Source organism: Aurantimicrobium sp. MWH-Uga1, from assembly GCF_003325955.1.
In the GTDB taxonomy this organism is placed as follows: Bacteria; Actinomycetota; Actinomycetes; order Actinomycetales; family Microbacteriaceae; genus Aurantimicrobium.
Window position 1 is genome coordinate 698,800 of sequence record NZ_CP030929.1, and the last position, 23,845, is coordinate 722,644.

14 protein-coding genes and 2 pseudogenes are annotated in these 23,845 nt (G+C 49.0%); 9 read left to right on the top strand and 7 right to left on the bottom strand.

The genetic code is table 11. The features are described from left to right. Positions 1 to 188: 188 nt before the first annotated feature. Positions 189 to 791, bottom strand: coding sequence for a DUF2202 domain-containing protein (locus AURUGA1_RS03550; protein ID WP_114128904.1), 603 nt, complete (start codon positions 789 to 791; stop codon positions 189 to 191). Positions 792 to 899: 108 nt separating this feature from the next. Further along, entirely contained in the window at positions 900 to 1,445 is a 546-nt protein-coding gene (locus tag AURUGA1_RS03555; RefSeq protein ID WP_162784048.1) for a DUF4395 domain-containing protein, read from the bottom strand. 30 nt (positions 1,446 to 1,475) lie between these two features. On the opposite strand from AURUGA1_RS03555, the gene AURUGA1_RS03560 reads away from it, so the two are divergent. Then, entirely contained in the window at positions 1,476 to 1,940 is a 465-nt protein-coding gene (locus AURUGA1_RS03560) for an isoprenylcysteine carboxylmethyltransferase family protein (protein ID WP_114128906.1), read from the top strand. A gap of 52 nt (positions 1,941 to 1,992) precedes the next feature. Then, positions 1,993 to 2,370, top strand: coding sequence for a thioredoxin (gene trxA / locus AURUGA1_RS03565; RefSeq protein ID WP_114128907.1), 378 nt, complete (start codon positions 1,993 to 1,995; stop codon positions 2,368 to 2,370). A gap of 35 nt (positions 2,371 to 2,405) precedes the next feature. On the opposite strand, the gene AURUGA1_RS03570 is transcribed toward trxA, so the two are convergent. The 3 genes from AURUGA1_RS03570 to valS form a co-directional block, all read right to left on the bottom strand. Continuing rightward, positions 2,406 to 9,299, bottom strand: a complete 6,894-nt coding sequence (locus tag AURUGA1_RS03570) for an MBG domain-containing protein (RefSeq protein WP_162784049.1) — start codon at positions 9,297 to 9,299, stop codon at positions 2,406 to 2,408. 271 nt (positions 9,300 to 9,570) lie between these two features. Beyond that, the gene (locus tag AURUGA1_RS03575) at positions 9,571 to 9,804 is read right to left on the bottom strand and encodes a hypothetical protein (RefSeq protein ID WP_114128909.1); all 234 of its coding nucleotides are present in this window, start codon (positions 9,802 to 9,804) and stop codon (positions 9,571 to 9,573) included. Further along, positions 9,804 to 12,389 (bottom strand): valine--tRNA ligase, encoded by a 2,586-nt coding sequence (gene valS, locus AURUGA1_RS03580; RefSeq protein WP_114129709.1) that lies wholly within the window; start codon positions 12,387 to 12,389, stop codon positions 9,804 to 9,806. Before valS ends, AURUGA1_RS03575 begins: the two co-directional genes overlap by 1 nt. A 310-nt stretch (positions 12,390 to 12,699) precedes the next feature. On the opposite strand from valS, the gene ileS reads away from it, so the two are divergent. The 4 genes from ileS to ndk are packed head-to-tail and all read left to right on the top strand — an operon-like array spanning position 12,700 to position 18,269. Continuing rightward, positions 12,700 to 16,044: an isoleucine--tRNA ligase gene (gene ileS / locus AURUGA1_RS03585; protein ID WP_114128910.1), complete on the top strand. Its 3,345-nt coding sequence runs from the start codon at positions 12,700 to 12,702 to the stop codon at positions 16,042 to 16,044. Continuing rightward, positions 16,037 to 17,500: a folylpolyglutamate synthase/dihydrofolate synthase family protein gene (locus AURUGA1_RS03590; protein WP_114128911.1), complete on the top strand. Its 1,464-nt coding sequence runs from the start codon at positions 16,037 to 16,039 to the stop codon at positions 17,498 to 17,500. The genes ileS and AURUGA1_RS03590 overlap by 8 nt, the downstream gene beginning before the upstream one ends. Beyond that, the gene (locus AURUGA1_RS03595) at positions 17,497 to 17,853 is read left to right on the top strand and encodes a DUF4233 domain-containing protein (protein ID WP_162784050.1); all 357 of its coding nucleotides are present in this window, start codon (positions 17,497 to 17,499) and stop codon (positions 17,851 to 17,853) included. Before AURUGA1_RS03590 ends, AURUGA1_RS03595 begins: the two co-directional genes overlap by 4 nt. Then, positions 17,850 to 18,269: a nucleoside-diphosphate kinase gene (ndk, locus tag AURUGA1_RS03600; RefSeq protein WP_114128913.1), complete on the top strand. Its 420-nt coding sequence runs from the start codon at positions 17,850 to 17,852 to the stop codon at positions 18,267 to 18,269. The genes AURUGA1_RS03595 and ndk overlap by 4 nt, the downstream gene beginning before the upstream one ends. Before the next feature lie 41 nt (positions 18,270 to 18,310). On the opposite strand, the gene AURUGA1_RS03605 is transcribed toward ndk, so the two are convergent. Together AURUGA1_RS03605 and AURUGA1_RS03610 are read right to left on the bottom strand one after the other, a co-directional pair. Further along, a complete protein-coding gene (locus AURUGA1_RS03605; RefSeq protein ID WP_114128914.1) occupies positions 18,311 to 19,771 on the bottom strand; it encodes a DHA2 family efflux MFS transporter permease subunit in 1,461 nt (486 codons plus the stop codon). A gap of 2 nt (positions 19,772 to 19,773) precedes the next feature. After that, positions 19,774 to 20,370 (bottom strand): vitamin K epoxide reductase family protein, encoded by a 597-nt coding sequence (locus AURUGA1_RS03610; RefSeq protein WP_240187395.1) that lies wholly within the window; start codon positions 20,368 to 20,370, stop codon positions 19,774 to 19,776. A 289-nt stretch (positions 20,371 to 20,659) separates the two neighbouring features. On the opposite strand from AURUGA1_RS03610, the pseudogene AURUGA1_RS03615 reads away from it, so the two are divergent. From AURUGA1_RS03615 to rpmA, 3 genes and pseudogenes are all read left to right on the top strand, one after another. Then, positions 20,660 to 23,039, top strand: a pseudogene (locus AURUGA1_RS03615) (Rne/Rng family ribonuclease). 174 nt (positions 23,040 to 23,213) lie between these two features. Continuing rightward, a pseudogene (gene rplU / locus AURUGA1_RS03620) lies at positions 23,214 to 23,522 on the top strand (50S ribosomal protein L21). A gap of 17 nt (positions 23,523 to 23,539) precedes the next feature. After that, positions 23,540 to 23,791 (top strand): 50S ribosomal protein L27, encoded by a 252-nt coding sequence (gene rpmA, locus AURUGA1_RS03625; RefSeq protein WP_096381303.1) that lies wholly within the window; start codon positions 23,540 to 23,542, stop codon positions 23,789 to 23,791. Positions 23,792 to 23,845 lie beyond the last annotated feature (54 nt).

The following is a 23,845-nucleotide window of genomic DNA, read 5'->3' on the forward strand; positions in this document are numbered from 1 at the left end:
TGTAACCGGAAATTTACAACTGAATCCGTTGTTATTGGAGCAAATATAAAGGGGAATCGTCGAAGTTGCCATTCCAAAACTTCATGTGGCTTTGTTGGCACGATTAATGGTTTGGTATACGAAGGTGTGGTGCTTACGCAAAGAAAGTAGGGTGTGGAATCTCTCCCACACCCACAAAACTTTTTTGCTTAGAGTTTCTTACTGAATGCTGCAAGATGACTTTCGCTCGCGGAACGAAGTTTATCCAGTGTGGCGAGAATGGATGTGTCAGTAGTTGAATTCATTGCACGAGTAAGGTCTGCAATGTCAGTTTCTTCAATCAAGACGCCAACTTTGTAAGCCTCTGTTTGACTGGTCAATCCTTGAGCGATGAGCTGGTCGTACAGCGCCTGCAGATCAGGGTTCACAAATACACCGATTTCTGACGAGCGTGGATCTGCCAGTTCATATGCATTGAGCAAACTTAACACCTGATCTTGGTGGGTACTTTCGCTGGCCAAAATATTTGTGAAAGTGTTTCCGCCCCAAGTCTGACCAAGAACAGTGTAGACATCGTGGGCAAGCTTCTCTTCTTCGATGAGATACAGGAGCAAGTCTTCTGTACTGGTGGTTTCTGTAGAGGTCGACTCTTCTTCTAGTGCCTGCACTTCGTCAGCAGCTGTTACTTCTTGAGGGGGCTGGCTAACTGCAATAGGTGCAGGGGGTGTGCTGGTTAGTACAGCTGCTGAAACTCCTGCAATGCCGATAACACTAGCGAGGGCTGTAGCGGTGATTACTGTTGATTTCTTCATGGCGAACAACTTTCTATTGGGATAATTCAAAGATACCCCCGGGGGTATATGAGTGAACTATGTACAACCTATGAAATAGCTATGAATAAGTGTTTATGTTTTCTGTTTTCAGGGCACATAGTTGCAGGTATCACCTGGACACAATTCTGGTTGTTCATTACTGAGTCGTTGTTGGAGGAAGCAACCCACACAAATTCCAAATGCTGCCTCGAGAAAGAGCACGCTCAGGCATATTCCACACATTGTCAAGACCACTGGCACAGGTGCACCCAATCGTCCCATCAACAAACACGTCGTCAACGCCAGGCCAAAACCCAACCCCCATGCAAGTCTTTTCGGTCGAGCACTCACCCATTCAGGTCTTTGCCAGTAGACAGCAAGACGCCCCAGGGTCATCGTTGGTGAATACTTCGGAGAGAACACCAGCCTGATGATCATGTCAATAAGGAAAAAGAGAGCGAAGCCTTGAACAAGCCGAAAATCTTGCGTATTGAGAACAGTGACAAAGCCACTAAATCCGAAAAGAAATAAAATCCCTGCGCTTGCACGCACTTCTCGCTCATTGAAGACTTCCTGATTGTAGCCTTCAACAATTTCACCAAACCTTCCCCATTTACGGTCTGGGTTTGGCGGTAATTCGAATGGTGTGGTCATCTCAATCTTTCCATCAGGCATGATGTGGGGATGAGTAATAAAAGTAAAGGTGTCTATTTAGTTGTTGTGCAGTTTGTGCTGTTAGGTGCAATTGTCTTCCTCCCTCACGGTGACTTCTGGTCTGTATCCGAAATAGTGGGTACGTTTTCATTTGTTGTGTTGTTGCTGGGTTTCGTCATCACTCTGTTAGGAATTATCAGCTTGGGTAGCTCACTTACTGCAACTCCCGTACCAAAACACAATGCCGTTTTACGAACTTCGGGAATGTATGCCATTGTGCGTCATCCGATTTATTTAGGTTTGATACTCATTGGTTTGGGCCTTACCTTGCCTGCAGGATCGGTTCTCACTCTGGTGTCATACGGATTACTTATCTTTTTACTGTCCTATAAAGCAAGATTCGAAGAGCAACTGTTGATCGCACATTTTCCTCAATATCGGGCTTATGCATCACGTGTCGGCCGCATCATCCCATTGGTAGGAAGACTTCATTAACATTTCTTTAGTATACCCCCGGGGGTATTTATTTTTGCTGTAAGATAAGAACATGGCTTCTGTAGAACTCACCGCTGAAAACTTTGATTCCACCATCATGGGCAACGACATAGTCGTTGTTGATTTCTGGGCTGAGTGGTGTGGTCCCTGCAAGATGTTTGCGCCAACTTTTGAGGCGATTTCAGAAAATCACCCTGAGATTGTGTTCGGAAAAGTAGACACCGAAGCAGAAAAATCACTGGCAGCCGCTGCTGGAATTCAGTCAATTCCTACTCTGATGATTTTCCGAGACAGCATTCTGCTTTTCTCGCAACCAGGAGCATTGCCGCCGGCGGCCCTGGAAGACCTAGTCGGTCAAGTCAAAGCCCTAGATATGACAGAGGTACACAGGGAATTAGAAAAGATGCAAAACAATGTTGAAAACAATTAATTACGACGCAGTTAGTTTTGAGCTCAACGCAACTGTTAATCTGTCTTCTTCCTAAGATTTCTGGTTGGGAATATCCAACTCGAGAAAATACTTCCAGCTCCAATTATTAGACCAAAAAACATGACTTCGTAGCTAGAAGTAATCCATCCCGCAACCACTGGTAAAAATGTCACCCCACCAACTACGGCAGTCGCTACAACTCGGGCAGCAAAAGTCCAGCGTCGTGCAAACAGACGGATAATTAAGGCGTTCAAGGCAAATACGAGTTGAATCCATAAAGTCCACCAAGGCACGTTCTTTTCAAGAGGAATTTCACGGACAACTTGGTGGACACCACCGGAAGTGTTTGCGCCGACCAATTTGATGGTTGCTTTGGAACCTGTGTCGAACTTTTTTATCTCATTCAAAGTTGTATCTGAGAGTTGAATTTGACCATCGGAGCCTGCTGAAACACCATCAAGCTCTCTGGTCCCAACGAGGCGTATATTGTGACCCCCGTCTTCGAGCAAGCTCAAAGGCAGATTTCCCGAAATAGCGACTTTGCCGTCTTCTCCCACCACAGCTGAACCAAAGATGATGGGACTAGTCGTCACAGCCAAATAGACCACACTGCCTGGCTTGTATGTGGCAACTTGGGCTTCCACCTTTAACCAATTTGTTGCCGCGCCCAGGTTCAAAGAACCAACGGTTACTGGTTTAGCCAAATCACTAGCTGCAAAAACGTCAACTGCGTCCTGAGTGGTTGGCCCGCTGAGAATTTGGTTTTTGGTTGGTTGAGAAGTTGGTTGGGCACTGGTTATCTGGGCAAAATCTGTTGCGTTTCTATCGGTAGATTCCTTGATCGCGGCTGCGATTGCGACAGGATCTCCAATTTGTCCAGGTGTTATGACAAATTGACCTGTGGTTCTTGCCCCAATGATTTCTATTCGTGTGGAAACGCCCGGAGCAAATCCTGACAGGGCTTCTTCTTTGATGGATTCGATGCTTCTAGTTGCTTCGTTTCCTGAAATGTTTCCTGTCTTTCCAGGAATTACACCTTTTCCTGTATCCACCGTATCTACAGAGTTGGATGTTCTGACCGGTGCACCTGATGCAACTGGGGAACCAATTTTAGGCTCCTCAGTTTTAGGTACAGGCAAAGTTAAAACAGGTGCCGGAGTTGATCTAGCTGTCGGTGGTACTAAGTTCGCAGGGATGGGTGCAGTGGGAACAATGGGCGCTGGCGGAACATTAATTATGCGAGGTGCAACCGGTGTCTGTTGTTGAACATAAATAATGTTGAAAGTAATGGTGACTGTGTTGCTCATAGCAGCGCTGAAGTTTCCATTAGAGCCAACAAAGGCATAGACACCACATGTACCTTGCTGAGTTGCAGTGATTCGATTGTTTGAAATTGAACAAACGTTTGAACCCGAGGTCATGATGTATGTGATGTTGCCCCCACCCCGTGTGAGGTTAGTAGACAAAGTTGAAGTTTGTCCTACGTTTAGTGACGTAGGAGTGGCGGTAAGAGTTAGTGTTCTGTTACCAGACGTAACCTGGAACGAATATGGACCGGCATGAACCGACGTGTAGGTGCTGTCTTCCTCAGCTTCAACCTCTACTGAACATGTTCCTACGCTGAGCAGAGTAATGACTCCGGTGGTCTGATTAATGGCACAAACTCCGGTTGTATTTGAAGTGAAAGACAATGTGCCTTGATTTGGTGACAATGCTGGAATTAGCGAAATCTGTGCGTCAATAGTTGTAGTTGAGACAGCTGGAGAAAGAGCGGCGTTGAGGGTTCTGACAATTTTGGCCGGACCTGTGATGTTAAAGGTCTGAGAGATGCTGGTTGCCGGGTTAAAGTTTGTCGACGATCCGATAGACGCTGTGACTGTGCAAGTCACAGTTGCCGATGTGATAGATATGTTTGCGGTGATTTCGTTGCTGCTTGGGTTATAAGAGCATTCGCCAGAAGTAGTAACGGCTGGCGTCAATCCAGAAGTACTGTTCGCAATGAGAGAATGCGAACCACCAGGTTGAAGAGTTGGAACACTCACAGGGTTGAAGTTCAGTGTTTGATTGGCTTTGTTGATGGTGAATGCGCCGGTATTGTAGAGAAAGCTGTAGTTTCCTGAGTTCGCACCAGAGCATGTCACTGACGGATAAGTTCCCGCGGAACTTGAAAGTGAATAAGTCGAAACACAGGTCGGCGTGTTCGTTAGGTGTGAACTGTTTTCATTGTTGACCCACCCGGCAAATGTTGGTGTCAAAGTTGGCACTGGGTCGCCATAGGTTACAACAGGGTTTGGAGCCGAAACGGTCAATATTTTTTTGTTTACAGTGATTGAACCATTGTTGTAGTTGAAACTGTAATTTGCTGAAACCCCGTTGTTTTGACAACTAATCGTGACTGGCGTACTCGATGCATGTGTCTGATTCGTGTATGTAGTTGAACATGTTGGTGCTGTGTCGAGATCATCTACATTCTCTGAATTGACAAAACCTGATACTGAAGGGGTGAGAGATGGAATTGGATCCCCGTACGTCACTATTCGAGATGGGCCAGTCACACTCAAGGTTTTTTTGGCAACAGTAATTGAGCCGTTGCTGTAGCTAAAGCTGTAGTTATTGGAGACCCCATTATTGGCACAAACGATGGGAACAGGGGTGTTTGAAGCACCCGTTGTGTTCGTATAAACGGTTGTGCAGGAGGGTGCGGTTGCTAGATTTGATTCGTTTTCAGAATTAACAAAGCCAGAAATTGTCGGTGTCAGTGAAGGAACTGCATCGCCATACGTAACAAATCGTGAAGGTCCAGTTACTGTCAGACCCTTTTTATTGATTGTTGCGACCCCATTCACATAAGCAAAAGAGTAATTAGTTGCGTTTGCGCCTGAACATGAAATTGTTGGTGTTTGGGATGCAGAGGTAGTTGGTGAGTAACTAGTTTGGCACTGTGGTTGAACGCTCAAAGCACTACTGTTTTGTCCGTTTACAAACCCAGAAATTATCGGAGACAACGAGGGGACTGGGTCTCCATAGGTGAGCACATGATTGGGGGCGGAGACGTTGAGCTGCTTCTTAGAGATGTTGACATACGAAGGTAAGTAACTAAATGAATAATTAGTCGCGCTTGCGTTAGAACAAGAAATGCTGGGATTAGAACCCACATTTGACGTGCGTTGGTAAGTGGTTACACAGGAAGCTGGCGTGCTGAGAACTGATTCATTTTGACCGTTTACAAAGCCACTAAAGTCTGGAGCTAAATCAGTACCACTGGGTATTGGATCTCCGTAAGTTAGGTCAATTACCTTGCTTTCAATAGTTATGGGTCGTTGTGTAATGTTTACATTTCGCGAGGTATAACTAAAGGAATAGTCTCCGTCTGAGCCATTCGCACAGGTCACCGAAATTGTCTCGTTCACGTTGGTGGTTACTGAATAGCCTGAAGCGTTGCAGGATGGCAGTACGTCGAAAACACTAGATGTTTCCCCATTTGCAAGCGGGCTAAAGGTTGGTGAACCAATGCTGGGAAGAGGGTCCCCATACTGAACTGAAACTGTTGGGGGAGAAACAGTGATGGGTTTTTGGACGACGGTAATTGAACCTGGGTGATACACGTAGTTATAGTTCGTAGCTGTTCCGCCAGAACACGTAATGGCAACTGGAATTGAGTTCACGTGTGTATTTGGCGTGTAAGCAGTAGAACAAGTAGGCAAGCTTGCACCAAGGTTAACAACGCCCTGTCCGTTTACAAATCCAGAGTATTGCGGTGCTAGTGATGGAACGCTTGAGCCATATTCAACACTGCTATGAACTAAGCCTGATACATCTAAATCTTTCTTAGTGACTGTGACGGTACCTGGCACGTAATTGAATGAATAATTAGTCGACGCAGCTCCGGAACAAGCGACTTGAGGGGTTGACCCTGCATTGGTCAGACTTGTGTATGTCGAAGTACACGAAATGGGAGAGGTTAAGTCGCTTTCTGTATCTGAGTAAACAAAGCCACTTATTGATTTGCCGTAGGTAAATGTAGATGTTCCGTATTCAACGGAATAACTATTTCCTGTGATCGTTAGGGGAGCTTTTGCAATTGTGACTGTGAAATTAACATCAGGAGCGGCATTAAATTCGGAGTTACCACTTGCACTTGCTGTAACGGTTGCAGTTCCAGCACCGCGAATGACTAAATCTGTTCCGTTTACACTTACGACCTGATTGTTCGACGATGTGTATGAAACGTTTTGCCCACTGCTGGCAACTCCACCTGCGGCGAAGCTTGCAGTGTCACCGTATGTCTTGTTTTTGTTTGAAACAGTAATTGTTTGTGGTTTCTTCGACACCACAATTGTCAAAGTTTTCGTTTGTGAGGTTTGAGAATTACTCACCACTGTATAACTGGCGGTATATGTTCCTGCAGTGGTTGGAGTTCCTGTTAAGGCTCCGGTCGAAGCATTGAGGTAAATTCCTGGGGGAAGATCACCAGAGGCTTTAGTGTAGTTGGAATAAACTCCATTACCATCCACTGCGATGAGTAATTCTGAGTACGAAGAATTGACCGTACCTGATAACAGCTCAATGTTGGTTATATACGGAGCGCCAGCTGTAACTGGAAAAGTTATCGTAACTGGTTCGGCAGCATAAAAAGTTGTACTGCCATCTTGGGAGGCCGTTATTGAACATGTGCCCTGACTAAGTGTGACTATCTGGCCCCCACTAATGATGCAAACATCAGGAGTATTTGACGCATAATTGACAGTCAGGCCAGAGGTAGTAGAGCCAGATATTGTCCAGTTTGTTCCATTTTGCAGAGTGCCTGGTCCAGAAAAAGTAATCGTTTGGTTGGTTTTTACAAGTGCTTGAAAGGGCACCCATGCTCCTGATGCAGCTGTTGCGTAGCTTGTGCTGTAATAAGCAATTACTCGGAAGCAATACCAGCTGTTGTTTGTTAAGCCTGTAACTACTGTGTTTCCGGTTCCAGAGTCCACAGTGTTTACATCGGTAGGGAACGCACCTGCAAGCAAAATATCTGCGCCACCGTCTTGTAGGTATCCCGAACCGGGGACAGGGACTGTCGTTCCCAAAGAAGTACAGGAATTGGTTCCATTCGAGGAGGCGTATTCAAATTTTACTTTGGCTCCATTTGTTACCTGATTGGGGTCAATTGAACCGTTGAGCGTTACGTCAATCTTTCCGCTGGACAACGTTAAGTTCGTCACGGTTCCAGTTGTTGCGGTGGGGTTGCTTACGGGCTCAGTTGTTACAAATGAGAGAATTGCTCCATTAACATTTCCACCCTTGATCCGGTAGTAGTAAACGGTGCCGGAGTTAAGTCCAGATAAGTTCGACGTGTAGTTGACTGAACCTGTTCCACCCGCAGTGTTTCCAATACTGATGCTTGTCGCACTGCTGAGCGTAGGAGAAGTGCCGTATTGAAAAACCATTGCGCTCCCAGTGTCACCATTGGGGTCAATCGATCCTGAAATTGTTGCAGTGGTATTTCCTGTAACTTGTGCTGTACCCGTCACAGCTTCGATGGGAAGTTGTTGCGTCGTAGTCGTCGCTGTCACAGTTGTTTGTCCGCACGTTCCCTGCGCAGAGGTGTATGACATGGTGCTTGGACTTGAACCGATGCTGAGCGAACCCACAGAAGCCACAGCAGTGTTGGTGTAGTCATAAGTACTTGTGACACAGGTAGTCACAGCCATGTTGTAGGTAATAGTTCTGGAGCTATTTGCAGGAATTAGATAGGGCCCGGGAAATATAAGTTTTGTCGAATCAGTGCTAGACCTACTCGGTTCTGTAGTAGATGCAGAACTAAACCGAACTGAGTTTGCAACGTAACTCAAGCCAGGAGCAGGTGTGTCTGTAACCTGATCAATAGTGACGTCTGTTGAACCCGAGTTTGTCATCGTTACGGTGTAGCTAAAAGTCGTATTCCCACCGGCAACAGTGGCAGTATTACCCACCGTTTTTGTCACGCCAAGATTTACTGTTGGTGTGCTCGCTGAAAGGGATGCTGTACTGCCGGTTGCACTCACATCCGAATGTTTGATTTGTGTTCCAGATGCGATTTGACCGATTGGTAGAACAGTTGCGCCGCTGGGAGATGGGCCAACTACTTGGAAGCTATATACAGCTGTGTAATCAAATTGTTTTGTATTACTGTTTCCTGTTGTTGATTGAAGTTCAGCCAGGGTTACTTTCAAAGTGTCTGTGTATGTTCCAGCCGCTTTGTTTCCTTGACCAACTACAGAGATGGATGTTCCAGTAAGACGATACGCACCTGTGGGCCACGAAGAACGAGCCGCTGGGCTAAACCACAAGATGCCTGGATCGGCAGTGCTTCCTGCACCAACTGTTCCAGTAGAACCTGTAACGGTGACCGTCATGGTGGAACCTAAAGTAGTTACCGAGGTATTAGTGATGTTGGTGACTTTATTGGCAGCTGCTTTGATGGTTTCGGCAACTTTGCTGAACGTGAAAGTACACGAATAAACCTCAGTACTTCCTGCCAAACCTGGCTTTCCAGAAAACACGCGTAATACATGCGATTGTGCACTGGAGCTTGACGCCGTGGCCTTGAGTAAAAAGAAAGCGGTCGCGCTGTCGTTTCCCTTAGCAACAGTTCCCAGCGGCATGGTTGCATCATTGGGGTTTGCTAATGAAACAACTCCACCCGTAAAGGTGTCAATTTTGGCCCACAGACCTGTTTTGTCGCTAGCGCTGGAGGTGTTTTTGATGACATAAGACACATAGGCAGCATCGATATTTTGGCCTTGGCCTGAATCAATATAAAAAACACTTCCGTGTTTAGCCGTTACGTTGAGGTTATTTTGATCGTTTCCTGCAGCTCCATCGCATTTGTTCGAGGTAGCGGCGAAACTATCGTCTGACTGGAACCCAACCGAATGTGTGATGATCACTAAGCCAAGCACCATGGCGCAAGATGCTATGAAGAACCTCAGGAAGATGTTTCTTCCATGGGCATGACGAGGTATTCGTAAAACACGCATACGAAACACCCCCTGCCTAATCGTTTAATCTTTAAACCAACGGTTAAATGTACCTCACTTTGAGGTGATAACACCTGTTTTTGCAGGTACTTATGGGCATTAGCTGTTGTGCCGCAGAGGCAAATCTCAAGTGAGCGTGGTTCATCCCTTGAAATGAGTCCTTATGACAAGAAGACAATGATGTAGAGAATTCTTCTTAGTCCTCTTGTGTCACTGAGATATACCCATCAACATTGAGGCGTATCGTGATCCCGTCATCTAGCTGAACCACGGGACGATTTTCTAGATAGGTCAAAGTCCAAAACCACCCACTAGTGTCCTGTATGAGCGCAGTAAGTTCACGTTCGACCTCGGCAACAGCTTCCCGAACTGCCTTGTCTAGCGTTTGAGGAGGCTCAGTATGAGCTTTCCATCTTGTTCCAAGCTGCATCACTTTTCCTGCGTGGTTTCCGGTGCTGGGGCAAGTTCAATCTGGCTCACACCAAGCTCGGATGCTTCTTCGAAGGTGAGTTGTGCAATTCGACCTGTAGCCATCAAGTCACTCTGAGCAGCTTCAAGGAGAGAAATAGTTGCTTCCGATGCAGCGATAGTCGCTGTGAGAACCTCAGTCTTTTGGCTAGCTGAGGCTTCAGTTTTTGCTCGACGAATACCAATAAGTGCCTCGGAGGCGGCCTTGAGTACCTCGGGGTTACCAATAACATCATCTCCTGGAACAGGCCAGGTAGAACGGTGAATACTGTCGTCATTGAACCAGGACCATGCTTCTTCTGCGGCAAATGGCAGAACAGGTGCGAGTAGACGCAGAAAAACAGTTAGTGCTTGGTTGAGAGCAGCAGCTGCGGAAGCCTGCTCTGGGTGCTCTTGGTTATAGGCACGTTCTTTGACTAACTCGAGATAGTCATCTGTGAAGGTCCAGAAGTAATGTTCTGTCACTTCTAATGCTTTGGCGTGGTCATAGTTCTCCAACGCCTCAGTTGCCTCTCGAACCACGTTGTGAAGAGTTTCGAGCATGCTCAAATCCAGTGGATTGGTTATCACAGTGTCTTTTGGAGCATCGAATCCCAAGATGAACTTGGATGCATTCAAGAGCTTGATCGCTAAGCGGCGGCCAATCTTGATCTGGGTGGGGTTTTGTGGGTCGAAGGCTGCGTCTGTTCCCAAACGACTGCTTGCCGCCCAATAACGCACAGCATCGGAGCCGTGCTGATCCAGCATGTCTGCAGGAGTGACGACGTTGCCCTTGGACTTGGACATCTTTTTACGGTCAGGATCGACAATAAAGCCAGAAATTGCAGCATTGGTCCATGGCTTGCCATCGTTTTGCAAAGCAGAACGCAACATGGTGGAGAACAGCCACGTACGTATGATGTCCTGACCTTGGGGGCGCAGGTCGTATGGGAATACCAGATTCCACAGGTCCTCATCACGCTCCCACCCACCAGCTAGTTGAGGGGTCAGACTTGAGGTTGCCCAGGTGTCCATGACGTCAACTTCACCCTGGAAACCTCCTGGGATACCGCGCTGTGCTTCGGTGTAGCCATCGGGAACATCGGTGGAAGGATCAACGGGCAGCTGTTCCCTCTTTGCGATGATGGGCTCATCGAAGACGGGGTTGCCATCACCATCGAGTGGGTACCATACAGGAATGGGTACACCAAAGAACCGCTGACGGGAGATGAGCCAGTCACCGTTAAGACCATTGACCCAGTTCTCGTAGCGAACACGCATAAAGTCGGGGTGCCATGACATTTCCTGCCCAAGATCAATAAGCTTCTTCTTTAGTTGGTCATCCTTGGCGCCGTTGACTAAATACCATTGGCGAGTGGAGACAATTTCAAGTGGTTTGTCGCCCTTTTCGAAGAATTTAACTGGATGCGAAATAGGCTCCGGTTCGCCGAGCATCTCACCTGATGCCTTGAGCATCTCGACCATGGCGGTCTTAGCGCTGAAGGCAGTCTTGCCAGCAAGCTCAGCGTACGCAGCTTGTGCTTGAGGGGATTGAATTCCTTCTGGCGCTTCGGATACGAAACGACCATCAAAGCCGATGACAGCGCGGGTTGGCAGGTTGAGTTCACGCCACCAGATCACGTCGGTGACGTCACCAAAGGTACAGATCATGGCAATACCTGTGCCCTTGTCTGGTTGCGCCAGGTGGTGAGCGAGAACAGGAACCTCAACACCGAAGACAGGGGTCTTCACTGTCTTGCCGAAATAGGGCTTGTAACGCTCGTCATCGGGGTGTGCCACCAGAGCAACACAGGCAGGAAGTAGCTCGGGACGGCTGGTCATGATCTCTATGTGACCTCCGTCAGGCTTGTGGAAAGTCAAACGGTGGTAGGCGCCAGGCATTTCTTTATCTTCGAGTTCAGCCTGTGCCACTGCAGTGCGGAAAGTCACATCCCACAGGGTCGGAGCCATCGCCTGGTATGCCTCACCACGTGCGTAGTTATTGATGAAAGCCAACTGGCTGGTGGTGATGGTCTCATCAGAGATGGTGCGATAAGTCTGGGTCCAGTCCACAGAAAGACCGAGTTGACGCCAAACATCCTCGAATTGCTTTTCATCTTCTACGGTGAGCTTTTCACACAGTTCAATGAAGTTCTTGCGGCTAATGGGAAGCTGATCCGCTGCCTTTGAGCTTTTATTGTCTCCGCCTTCGAATGGTGGAACAAAGTTCTCAACATAGGGGAGACTGGGGTCGCAGCGTACTCCGTAGTAGTTCTGAACGCGACGTTCCGTGGGAAGACCGTTGTCATCCCAACCTGCAGGGTAGAAAACTTCCTTGCCGCGCATGCGTTGGAAACGGGCGATGACATCTGTGTGGGTGTAACTGAATACGTGCCCGATGTGCAGTGAGCCAGATGCGGTGGGGGGAGGGGTGTCAATGGAGTAAACACTCTCGCGGCTCTGACCTTCCTTGCGGAAGCGGTACAGACCTGACTCTTCCCATCTTTTATCCCAGAGAGTTTCAAGTCCTTCTAGAGCCGGCTTGTCAGGAACATTCGCGGGCGTCATAGTCATAGGTATTTCTCGCTCTCTATGGGCGGCATCGCGTCAATGTAGAAAAACAGGATGTCTGCCTACTTGATGCCTCAAATGGTGATGTTTCTAGCTTACTAAAGGCCTTAGAATGGTATCTAACGACATCGATCCGGCCATCACCGGGGAGTTTTCGGAAGAACAGTCTTAGGACTTAGTAGAACCGAACGGGACGAGCCCGTTATTGCTCACGAATAAGAGGTGAGATTTTTCTCACAAGCTCAGGTGGTACCGCGGAAGAAATTTCGTCCTGGCACAGTGTTTTACTCAACAACTGGAGCCCAGAGTGACGTATCCCCGCCGTAATGCATTCGGACAGCAGACCGAGATCGTTCCTTCGCCATCTTTTCCTGCCATCGAGGAACAGATTCTCGCTTTCTGGGAGAAAGACGACACATTTAAGGCATCCATCGAACAGCGTGCCGATGGTGACGAGTGGGTCTTCTATGACGGTCCTCCCTTTGCTAATGGTCTTCCACACTACGGGCATCTTCTCACCGGATACGCCAAGGATCTGTTCCCTCGCTACCAGACCATGCGTGGCAAGAAGGTGGATCGCCGCTTCGGCTGGGATACACATGGTCTTCCCGCCGAACTGGAAGCTATGCGTCAATTAGGCATTACCAAGAAAGAAGAAATCGAACAGATGGGCATTGCTGCATTCAACGCAGAAGCTCGCTCCTCAGTTCTTCGCTACACCGGCGAATGGGAACAGTACGTTACACGCCAGGCTCGCTGGGTTGATTTTGAGAACGACTACAAGACTCTTGATATTTCCTTCATGGAGTCCGTGATTTGGGCGTTCAAGCGTCTCTATGACAAGGGCCTGGCTTATGAAGGTTTCCGGGTTCTTCCATATTGCTGGAATGACGAGACTCCGCTGTCAAACCACGAGTTGCGTATGGACGATGACGTCTACAAGATGCGTCAAGACCAGTCGGTCACAGTTACTTTCCCTCTCACCGGTGACAAGGCAACTGCTTTAGGACTTGCTGGGGTTCGAGCCCTCGCATGGACGACCACACCCTGGACGCTTCCAACAAATGCGGCACTAGCTGTTGGGCCAACCATTCGCTACGCGATTGTTCCAGCTGGGCCCAATGGTGCAGCTGATGGTGCTGCATGCTGTGAAGCGGACTATCTGATCGCAGAGGATCTGTTAGGCAACTATGCCAAGGATTTGGGCTATGAGGATGCGGCATCCGCCCACGAAGCAGTGAAGTCTCATATCGTGGGCCAGGATCTTGATGGTGTGACCTATGACCGTCTCTGGGATTACTACGCAGATGATGAGGAATATCAGGCAAACGCCTGGAAAATCCTTGTCGCAGACTATGTCACCACTGCAGACGGTACTGGTGTTGTTCACCAAGCACCTGCCTATGGTGAAGAGGACCAAAAGGTCTGTGAAACCGCAGGCATTGGTGTGCGCGTTTCTGTTGATGATGGAGGAAAGTTCCTCTCTCGTTTCGCAGAGGTTGCGGGCATGCAGGTTTTTGAAGCAAACAAGCCGCTGACGACACTGCTGCGCGAACAAGGCCGACTCTTGCGTGTGGCTTCCTATGAGCACAGCTACCCACACTGTTGGCGTTGCCGTCAGCCTTTGATTTATCGTGCGGTTTCTTCCTGGTTCGTTTCTGTCACCTCATTCCGAGATCGGATGGAAGAACTCAACCAAGACATCAATTGGGTTCCTGAGAACGTCAAAGACGGACAATTTGGAAAGTGGATCGCTAACGCTCGCGACTGGTCTATTTCACGAAACCGCTATTGGGGATCGCCCATTCCTGTGTGGAAGTCAGACAACCCCGAATACCCTCGCATTGACGTGTACGGATCTCTCGATGAAATCGAAGCCGACTTTGGTGTACGTCCCACTGATTTACACCGACCTTTCATTGATGAGTTGACCAGGCCGAATCCTGATGACCCAACTGGCCAATCCACAATGCGTCGTATTGAAGATGTCCTTGATGTCTGGTTCGACTCTGGTTCGATGCCTTTTGCTCAGGTGCATTATCCGTTTGACAACCAGGAATGGTTTGACAGCCACAACCCGGCTGATTTCATCGTGGAGTACATCGGTCAAACTCGTGGCTGGTTCTACACATTACACATTTTGGCTACCGCACTCTTTGATCGCCCTGCATTCAAGAACGTTGTCTCTCACGGAATTGTGCTCGGTAGTGATGGTCAAAAAATGTCTAAGTCGCTGAGGAACTATCCTGACGTTTCTGAGGTCTTTGACCGCGATGGCTCAGATGCCATGCGCTGGTTCTTGATGAGCTCTCCAGTTCTGCGTGGCGGTAATCTCATCGTGACCGAGGAAGGAATTCGCGAGGGCGTCCGTCAGTTGTTATTGCCTCTGTGGAATAGCTATTACTTCTTCAGTTTGTATGCCAACGCTGACAACTATGAAGCCACCTGGCGCACAGACAGTACCAATGTGCTCGACCGATATCTCCTTGCTAAGACAGGCGATCTCATTCGTGAGGTTCAAGGTCATTTGGACAGTTTGGATTCTACGAACGCTGCAGAAGCACTTCGCAACTTTGCTGACGTGTTGACTAACTGGTACGTGAGACGTTCCCGAGATCGTTTCTGGACTGGAGGAGAGAGTGCGCGTGAAGCATTCGACACGCTGTACACCGTGCTCGAAACTCTCTGCCGAGTAGCCGCTCCGATGCTTCCGCTCATTACTGAAAATATTTGGCAAGGTCTGACAGGTGGACGTTCGGTTCATTTGGAAAACTGGCCAGACGCTGGACTATTCCCAGCAGATGAATCGCTCGTTGCTTCCATGGATGCTGTTCGAGAAATCACGTCCTCTTCTCTTGCTCTGCGAAAGAAGGTTGGCTTGCGTGTTCGACTCCCGCTAGCGGATCTCACCGTTGTTTCGGAGCATGCACAAGCTCTTGGGGAATTTAGCGATATCTTGCGAGATGAACTTAACGTCAAGCAGGTTACTTTGGTTCCATTAACAGAAGGTTCCGCTGCGCAATACGGGATCACTTCCAAACTCAGTGTCAACGCACGTGCTGCAGGTCCTCGCCTAGGTAAGCAAGTTCAGCACATCATTCAGGCCGCCAAGGCAGGGGATTGGTCAGAAACAGATGGCGTTGTCTCAGCCGGGGGTGTTGAACTCGTCGAGGGTGAGTATGAGCTCACTTTAGAAACCGGTGAAGGCGCTGATGGTGCTCGAGCCCTGGCGTTGTTACCTGCAGGTGGCTTTGTCTTACTCGATACAGTCACCACCTCTGAACTTGAAGCAGAAGGTTTAGCGCGTGATGTGATTCGTGCAGTTCAAGACACCCGAAAAGCTGCAGGATTTGAGGTTTCAGACAGAATTCTTTTGAACGTATTTTGCTTTGCTGAAGCTGATGCCCAGGCACTCAAGTTGACGACGGATGCCAATATCGCTGCAGATACTCTTGCCACCGAATTTGGTGTTCATGATCCTATATTCCACAGTGAACTTGCACAGTTGGAAAAAGTATCTCCAGCTGAGTGGCTACCAGGGATGCTTTCACACACTCCAGAACATTATGCGGTGTTCCCCGCCGGACAATACGCGAATGAGGGTAGCTTTGTAGTGGCTGTTTCGCGTGTGAATCGAGTACTCAATGTCTAGTGATGACCTGACTCCCGGAGGCTTTTCCAACGGAGATTTCTCATCTGATGATGACTATGACGGTTTAGATCCAGCCGAGTTGGATGAGTATGCACGAGCTGCCACTTTGGTCTACACCGAGCTTCAGGCACGTTTGGGCGAAGGAATGCCTCAGCCCAGGCTTGAGCCCACACGACGCGTTGTTGAACTACTCGGAGATGTCCACCGCGCATACCCCATCATTCACATTGCAGGAACGAACGGCAAGACAACCACCGCTCGTTTAATTGAGGCAATACTGCGCGCCTATGGTCTCTCCACTGGAGTCTTCACCTCACCCCACCTTGTTTCGTTCAACGAACGAATACTGCTCAACGGAGTGCCTGTTAGAGACGATGTCTTGGTCACAAACTGGCTTGACGTGAAGCCTTATGTCGAACTCGTTGATGCAGAACTGGAAGCGAAAGGCGAGCCTCGCCTGACCTTCTTTGAAGTGATGACGATTCTCGCGTACGGTACTTTCGCTGATGCCCCTGTAGATGTCGCCATCGTGGAAGCGGGCCTCGGCGGTGAATGGGACTCCACCAATGTTGCAGATGGAGTTGTTGCTGTTTTCACTCCAATTGCACTCGATCATATGGAACGCTTGGGTAGAGATGTTGAGACAATCGCGCGCACAAAATCTGGAATTATTAAGCCGGCATCAATGGTGGTCTCTGCTGCACAGGTTCCTGAGGTTCGTGCGGTCCTCGAAGAAGCAGCTGACCTCACTGAATCGACACTCACATTTGTCTCGACAACCACAGAGCCTGAAGTGGGAAACCCGATTGCTGTTGTTTCACGCGCTGTAGCGGTGGGGGGACAACTGGTCACCATTCAAGGAGCAGCTGGGCGTTACGAGGACATATTCCTTGCGTTGTATGGAGATCATCAGGCAGATAACGCCGCTTTAGCTATCGCTGCAGTCGAGGCTTTTTTAGGTGGCGCTTCTCAACAACTAGAACAAGAAGTACTCGACGAAGCATTTGCCACAGTCTCCTCCCCAGGGCGTCTCCAACTTGTCGCCGCAGATCCGACCGTGTTAGTTGATGCGGCACATAATCCCCACGGAGCGCTCTCACTTGCAGCAGCACTTGGCAACTATTTCACCTTCGATGACCTCACGATTGTGCTTGCCATTTTCGAAGATAAGGATGCTCAGGGAATTGTTCAGGCACTTGCGCCAATTGCAACACGATTCATTGTGACAACAGCACCTTCTGAGCGAACACGTTCTGCTCGTGATCTTGGTTTCCTCGTGGCTGATCTTGCCGGTGACGACAAAGTCGTCATCGAGGAAGATCCTGTCGTTGCCTTAGCAATGGCAAGAGGATATGCCGCGAATTCAGAGAAGGGCGCCGTTGTCGTCACAGGCTCAATAACTCTTGTGGGATTAACCATTGGCTTGGCAGTTGAAACACAAGGATGGACATTATGAGCACCCCTCCACGCAGAAGGTCAGCACAGACCTCTCTCGGACAAGTAGTTCTTGGCTTTGAATTGATTGTTGTGGCACTGGCAGCATTGACCATTTTTGGCTTAGGCGCTTTACCTCCTGTATTGGCTTTGGGTGGGGGAGCAGCTCTATGTCTGCTGATGGTCATCACCATCGCCCTGATGATGAGGTACAAGTGGGCATTCTTCCTCGGCTGGATTGTTCAAGTGATTCTTGTTGCTTCAGGATTCCTTGTCACGATGTTGTTTTTGATCGGTGCTGTCTTCGCCGGTATCTGGACCTTCGCCATGACGACAGGTGCAAAACTTGATTCTCAAAGTAAAGGAAACTCATGACCGCAATTGAAGAAACACTCGTCCTGATTAAGCCAGATGGAGTCGCGCGTGGATTAACCGGGGAAATCTTGCGCCGGATTGAAGCCAAGGGCTATGCGCTTGTTGATATTCGGATGGTTCAAGCTGACCGCGAATTACTCGGCAAACACTACGAAGAGCATGTGGGTAAGCCATTTTATGAACCTCTGGTGAGCTTTATGGAGTCTGGCCCAGTCGTTGCCATTCGACTTGCAGGTAACCGAGTTATCGAAGGCTTCCGTTCTCTCGCAGGAACGACAGATCCTACGACTGCTGCCCCGGGCACTATTCGCGGGGACCTTGGCCGTGACTGGGGTCTTGCCGTTCAACAGAACCTTGTTCACGGTTCGGACTCACCAGAGTCTGCAGCACGTGAATTAGCTCTCTGGTTTAGCTAAATCAGACCTCGTGACCCTCGCCAGTGCGGGGGTCACAGTTGTTAAGGCTTGAGTTCTACAGCGATTTCTTCAGCGGTTGCAGGCCGCTTCAAAATTGCTGCAACAGCAATGAGTCCTAGTGATGAGATTGCGCCGATAAGGAATGCTGTAGTGATTCCTGCGCTGAGCGCCTCAACTTCTGAACTTCCTGTCTGAGCAAGATTAACTGAAATCAGCGTCATGACGGTGATGAATAGTGCGGTTCCAGCAGCTCCTGCTAATTGCTGAAGTGTGCCAATAGTGGCGCTTGCATAACTGTAGAGCTTCGGTGGTACAGAGCTTAAAGACAATGCAAAGAGTGGTGTGAACAAGAATGCAAGTCCGATGCTCAGCACGGTGTAGCTGATAAACACCATCCACACGGTGGTGGATGTTGTGAATGTCACCATTGACCAGAAGGCAACACTGACTGTCATTGCTCCCGGTAAGAGAAGTTTTCTGGGGCCATGCTTGTCATAGATGCGTCCAACGGTTGGTCCTAACAAACCCATAATCAACCCACCAGGAAGCATCATCAACCCAGTGATCAAGGGTTCAACACCGAGAACATTTTGCATATAAATCGGAATTAGGATTCCTGCTCCGAACAAAATAAGCATGCCGATTGCCATCAGAATCATGGCTTCAGAAAATGAACGAGAACGAAAAGTCCTCAAATCGAGCAAAGCTGAATCCGTCTTCTGCAATCTGGTCTGGCGAATGAGGAACAGTGAGAACAGAATCGCACCTACGCCGAGAGGCAACCAGGGTGAAACAACTGCTGTTCCGCGGGCCGAGTCGGCGAATGAGCTCAAACCATAAATCAAGCCAGAGAACGCAAATGCACTCAGGACAACGGAGAGAGTGTCAATGGGGATCTTCCGTGTTTCTTGAGAGTTGGTAATTCGTAAAGAGCCAATGACGAGTGTGGTAATGCCGATGGGCAGCATGATCCAAAACAACCAACGCCAGTCGAGAAAGTTCAAGACAATCCCAGAAAAGGCTGGACCTAAAGCAGGTGCCGCAGAGAGAACCAAAGAAATATTTCCATTGATACGTCCTCGAAGGTGTTCAGGAACAAGTTGCATAACCGTAGTCATCAGCAGTGGCAACATGATGGCTGTTCCGCTTGCTTGCAGGATACGTCCGCACAATAGCTGCAAGAAACTTTGAGACAACGCGGCAACAAGAGTCCCGGTGGTGAAGAACAGCATGGCCGACATGTACATGTTCCGCGTGCTAAATCGCTGTAATAAGAACCCTGTGGTGGGAATAATCACAGCCATAGTGAGCATGTAAGCAGTGTTGAGCCATTGCCCAGTGCTTGGTTGAATCTGTAGCTGCTCCATTATCTGGGGTAGAGCTACACCCAGTGCCGTCTCATTCAAAAACACGACAAAGGTCGACACCATCAACACTCCAAGGATGACCTTGTGGCGTGGATCGAGCTTGTCGGAAACAGAGACAGATTCCGCAGCAGGCATTTCTATAGCGTACCGACCCAATTCAGAACGAGTTGCGCAACAACAGCTTCGATGAGGTAGGACGCAAGTGTAATGATGGCAACCCAACTCAGGAGTTTTTCACCAAGGTTGATTGCTTTGGAACCCCACACACCGTTTTTCATCGTCCAGAACGTTGCAACCCAAAAAAGTGGAATTGTGGCAAACCACGTCACCATGCACCAGGGGCACAAAGTGCCGAGTACAAAAACAGATTGACTGAACAGCCAAATTACAAAAGCAAAAGCTCCTGCAGTTCCAATTACGAACGCACGCCAGAACCAATTTGAATAACGAGCACCGGCAAGTATCCCTACCCCAATAGTGATCACAACTGACCAGGCCATTAATCCTATGAGGGGGTTGGGGAAACCAAAGAGAGACCCCTGCCAGGAACCAAGATTTTTGCCACATTGCACGATGACACTGAAGTCACATGACGCTGCTTCATCAGGGTTAGTGAGCTTATGAATTTTTTCTAAGGTCAGTGCAAAAGCAGCCGTAAGGCCAACAAGCCCAGAAAGAATAAGAAAAATGGGCAAACCTCTCAAGCGGGTGCCCGGTTCACTTGTAATACTCACTCGTTCATTATCTCGAGAATCGTCCGGGATTCAGCTGAGAGCCACACTTATGTGTGGAAACCTGCCATAATTGAATTAGTGCGAAGACATGTGGTCTCGCGCGACGTGACAAACAGACTTTGCACAATGTGATTGTGCGTAGGGAGATCACCGCGATCACCCGCCATAGTTCCAGAGCCACACGGGCCGGAAGTTGTGGGAAGACTAAAAAAGATTTATAGAACAGAAGCCTTGAGTTTCTGTCACAAGGGAATAGTTGCTCCAGCTGGCGCGGTGACAGCAGGGGGTAATGGGAAGTACACCGCTGATGGTGAAAAACACCGACAACGAAGAGAACGTGACCTTAGAGGTTGTCACTGAGGTTCTTGCTGAAGCTGTAGAAGCGGAAAACCTCATCATTTCTGATGCCGTTCAAATTGCTGAAAAGATAGTCGATCAAGCTGAAGAAACAGCGGCTGAAATTGTTGCTCAGGCACAAATCGACGCAGCCGACATTGAGGTTGCCTCTGACGTGATCTCGGAAGCAATAGTGGAGACTTCGGTGGAAGCAGTAGCGCCAACACCAGTCGATTACCCTACATTCGTTGCTCAGGACGTCACAGATATTTTCTTCTTTGCGCCGAATCTTCCAGGTTCAGAAAACCGCATTCCCAGCCGTGACGGTCGTGAGCGTTTCGAGGATCGACGCAACCGTCAAGGACGCAACGAGCGTGGTGCTTTCGGCCAAAACCAGGACAATGAAGCTGAAGAAGGAAGTTCAACCCTGCGTCGACGAGCGCGTCGCCGTCAAGGTGAAGACCGCGTGGGACAAGACGACCCCGCAAACACGATTGTTCGCATTCGTACTCCCCGCGCACCAGAGGTCATTACTGAGCCACAGCGAATCAAAGGTTCAACACGTTTAGAAGCAAAAAAGCAGCGTCGCCGTGATGTCGCGATGCTGGGCGTCGCCGAACGGTTGTAACTGAAAGTGAATTTCTTGCACGCCGTGAGGCAGTAGACCGCTCCATGATTGTTCGCGAGCGCGAAGATCGCGTACAGATTGGTGTACTTGAAGACAATGTTCTTGTTGAGCACTACGTTGCTCGAGCCTCTGAGGCTAGCCTGATTGGCAATGTCTACCTCGGTAAGGTGCAAAACGTATTACCATCCATGGAAGCAGCATTCGTTGATATCGGCCGTGGACGAAACGCTGTTCTTTACTCGGGCGAAGTTGACTGGGATTCGGTTGAAACCGGCAATCAACCTCGCAAGATCGAGAATGCACTTAAGCCTGGAGATAAAGTTCTCGTTCAAGTAACCAAGGATCCAGTTGGCCAAAAGGGTGCACGCCTGACCTCTCAGGTTTCTCTCCCAGGTCGTTACCTTGTGTACGTTCCTAACGGATCAATGAATGGAATCAGTCGCAAACTTCCTGACACTGAACGCACACGCCTCAAGCGCATCCTCAAAGAGGTTCTTCCTGAAAATGTGGGTGTCATTGTCCGTACCGCAGCTGAAGGTGCCACTGAAGAGCAGCTCACTGTTGATGTACAGCGATTAACTCAGCAGTGGGAAGAGATTTCTCGTAAGGCTGAAACAGACAACGCTCCTGCAATTTTGCACAGTGAATCAGACCTCCTGATCAAAATTGTCCGTGATGTCTTCAACGAAGACTTCCAGCGCATGATTATTCAAGGAGATATGGCTAAGGCCACAATTGAGAGCTATCTCAACCAGGTAGCTCCTGAGCTTCTCGAGCGAATTTCAGCCTATGAAGGTGATCGTGATGCATTCGATGAATATCGAATCACTGAACAAATTGAGAAGGCACTCGATCGTAAAGTCTGGCTTCCTTCTGGTGGTTCGCTAGTCATTGACAGAACTGAAGCGATGACAGTCGTCGACGTCAACACAGGAAAGTTTGTTGGTTCTGGCGGAAACCTGGAAGAAACAGTCACGAAAAACAACCTTGAGGCAGCCGAAGAAATAGTTCGCCAACTTCGCTTACGTGATATCGGCGGAATTATTGTTGTCGACTTTATTGACATGGTTCTGGAATCCAACAGAGATCTTGTTCACCGTCGTTTTGATTGAATGCTTGTCTCGAGACCGTACAAAGCACCAAGTTGCTGAAGTGACCTCACTCGGTCTTGTTCAAATGACTCGTAAAAAGCTTGGTTTAGGTCTGCTTGAAACATTCTCAGAAGCCTGCCAAGTATGTGCTGGCCGAGGTGTCATTGTTCACCATGAACCTGTTACACGTCCGGGAAACAATGGTGAATCTAACGCGGCTGAACCTCGCAAGCGAAGTAAGGGTCGTAACAGCGACAAGCCCGCATCTACAGCTGTTGTGGCACACCCCATTCCCGAAGGTGCCAAGAACGCACTTGCTCAAATTGCGGCTAGTACGGCTCGGGCACAACACTGACGACCACGTTGACGAAGACACAACAAGTGAGGTTGTCGAAATTCTTGACATTCCTGTTGTGAAATCAGATCGCGGCCGCAAGCCCCGAGTCTCAGCTGAAAAGGTTGAAAACATCCTCGAAAACGTCCTCGAAGCCTTGCCGGAACCCAGTGCGGCTGGACATGGACGAGGTCGTTCACGTCGAGTTTCCACAGCAACAATCTCAACCACAGAGCAGTATTTCCCAGCTGTCGACAACAGTGAGGCTGGAGGGGAGTAATTCCTATGGCGCGTGCGGCCTTGTTGGTTTGACCCACGTGCCATAAATGGCTATTCTTGAACCTTGGTGCCAGTTCCACTCAGAACTTTGTGCCCCAGTCTTCTGTGAATAGTTGTCAGTTTGCCCGAAACCTTCGCAGAAATAATTCGTTAGCTTTAGAAATTAGGTAGCAAAGTGGTTTACGCAGTAGTGCGCTCCGGCGGTCGCCAGGAAAAGGTTTGAAGTCGGCACCATCGTCACAATGGACCGCGTGCAGGCAGATAAGTCCGGTACCATCGAACTGCCCGCAGTTCTCCTCGTTGACGGCGACAAGATCACCGCAGACCAGGCTTCACTCGCCAAGGTTAAGGTCACAGCTACAGTCCTCACGACCTTCGTGGTCCCAAAATTATCATCCAGAAGTACAAGAACAAGACCGGTTATAAGAAGCGTCAGGGCCACCGTCAGGAGCTCACTCGCGTTCAGATCACCGGCATCAAGTAAGGCTAGGAGAGACTCAGATGGCACATAAAAAGGGTGCGAGCTCCACTCGCAACGGTCGTGACTCCAACGCACAGCGCCTCGGTGTGAAGCGCTTCGGTGGTCAGAAGGTCCTTGCCGGCGAAATCATCGTTCGCCAGCGCGGTACTCACTTCCACCCCGGTGTGAACGTCGGACGTGGTGGCGATGACACTCTCTTCGCCCTCGCAGCAGGTGCTGTTGAGTTCGGGAACAAGGGTGGCCGCAAGGTCGTCAACATTGTGACTGTCTAACACCAGCACATACAGCTTTAGAGGAAGGGCGAGCTTTTAGCTCGCCTTTTCTTA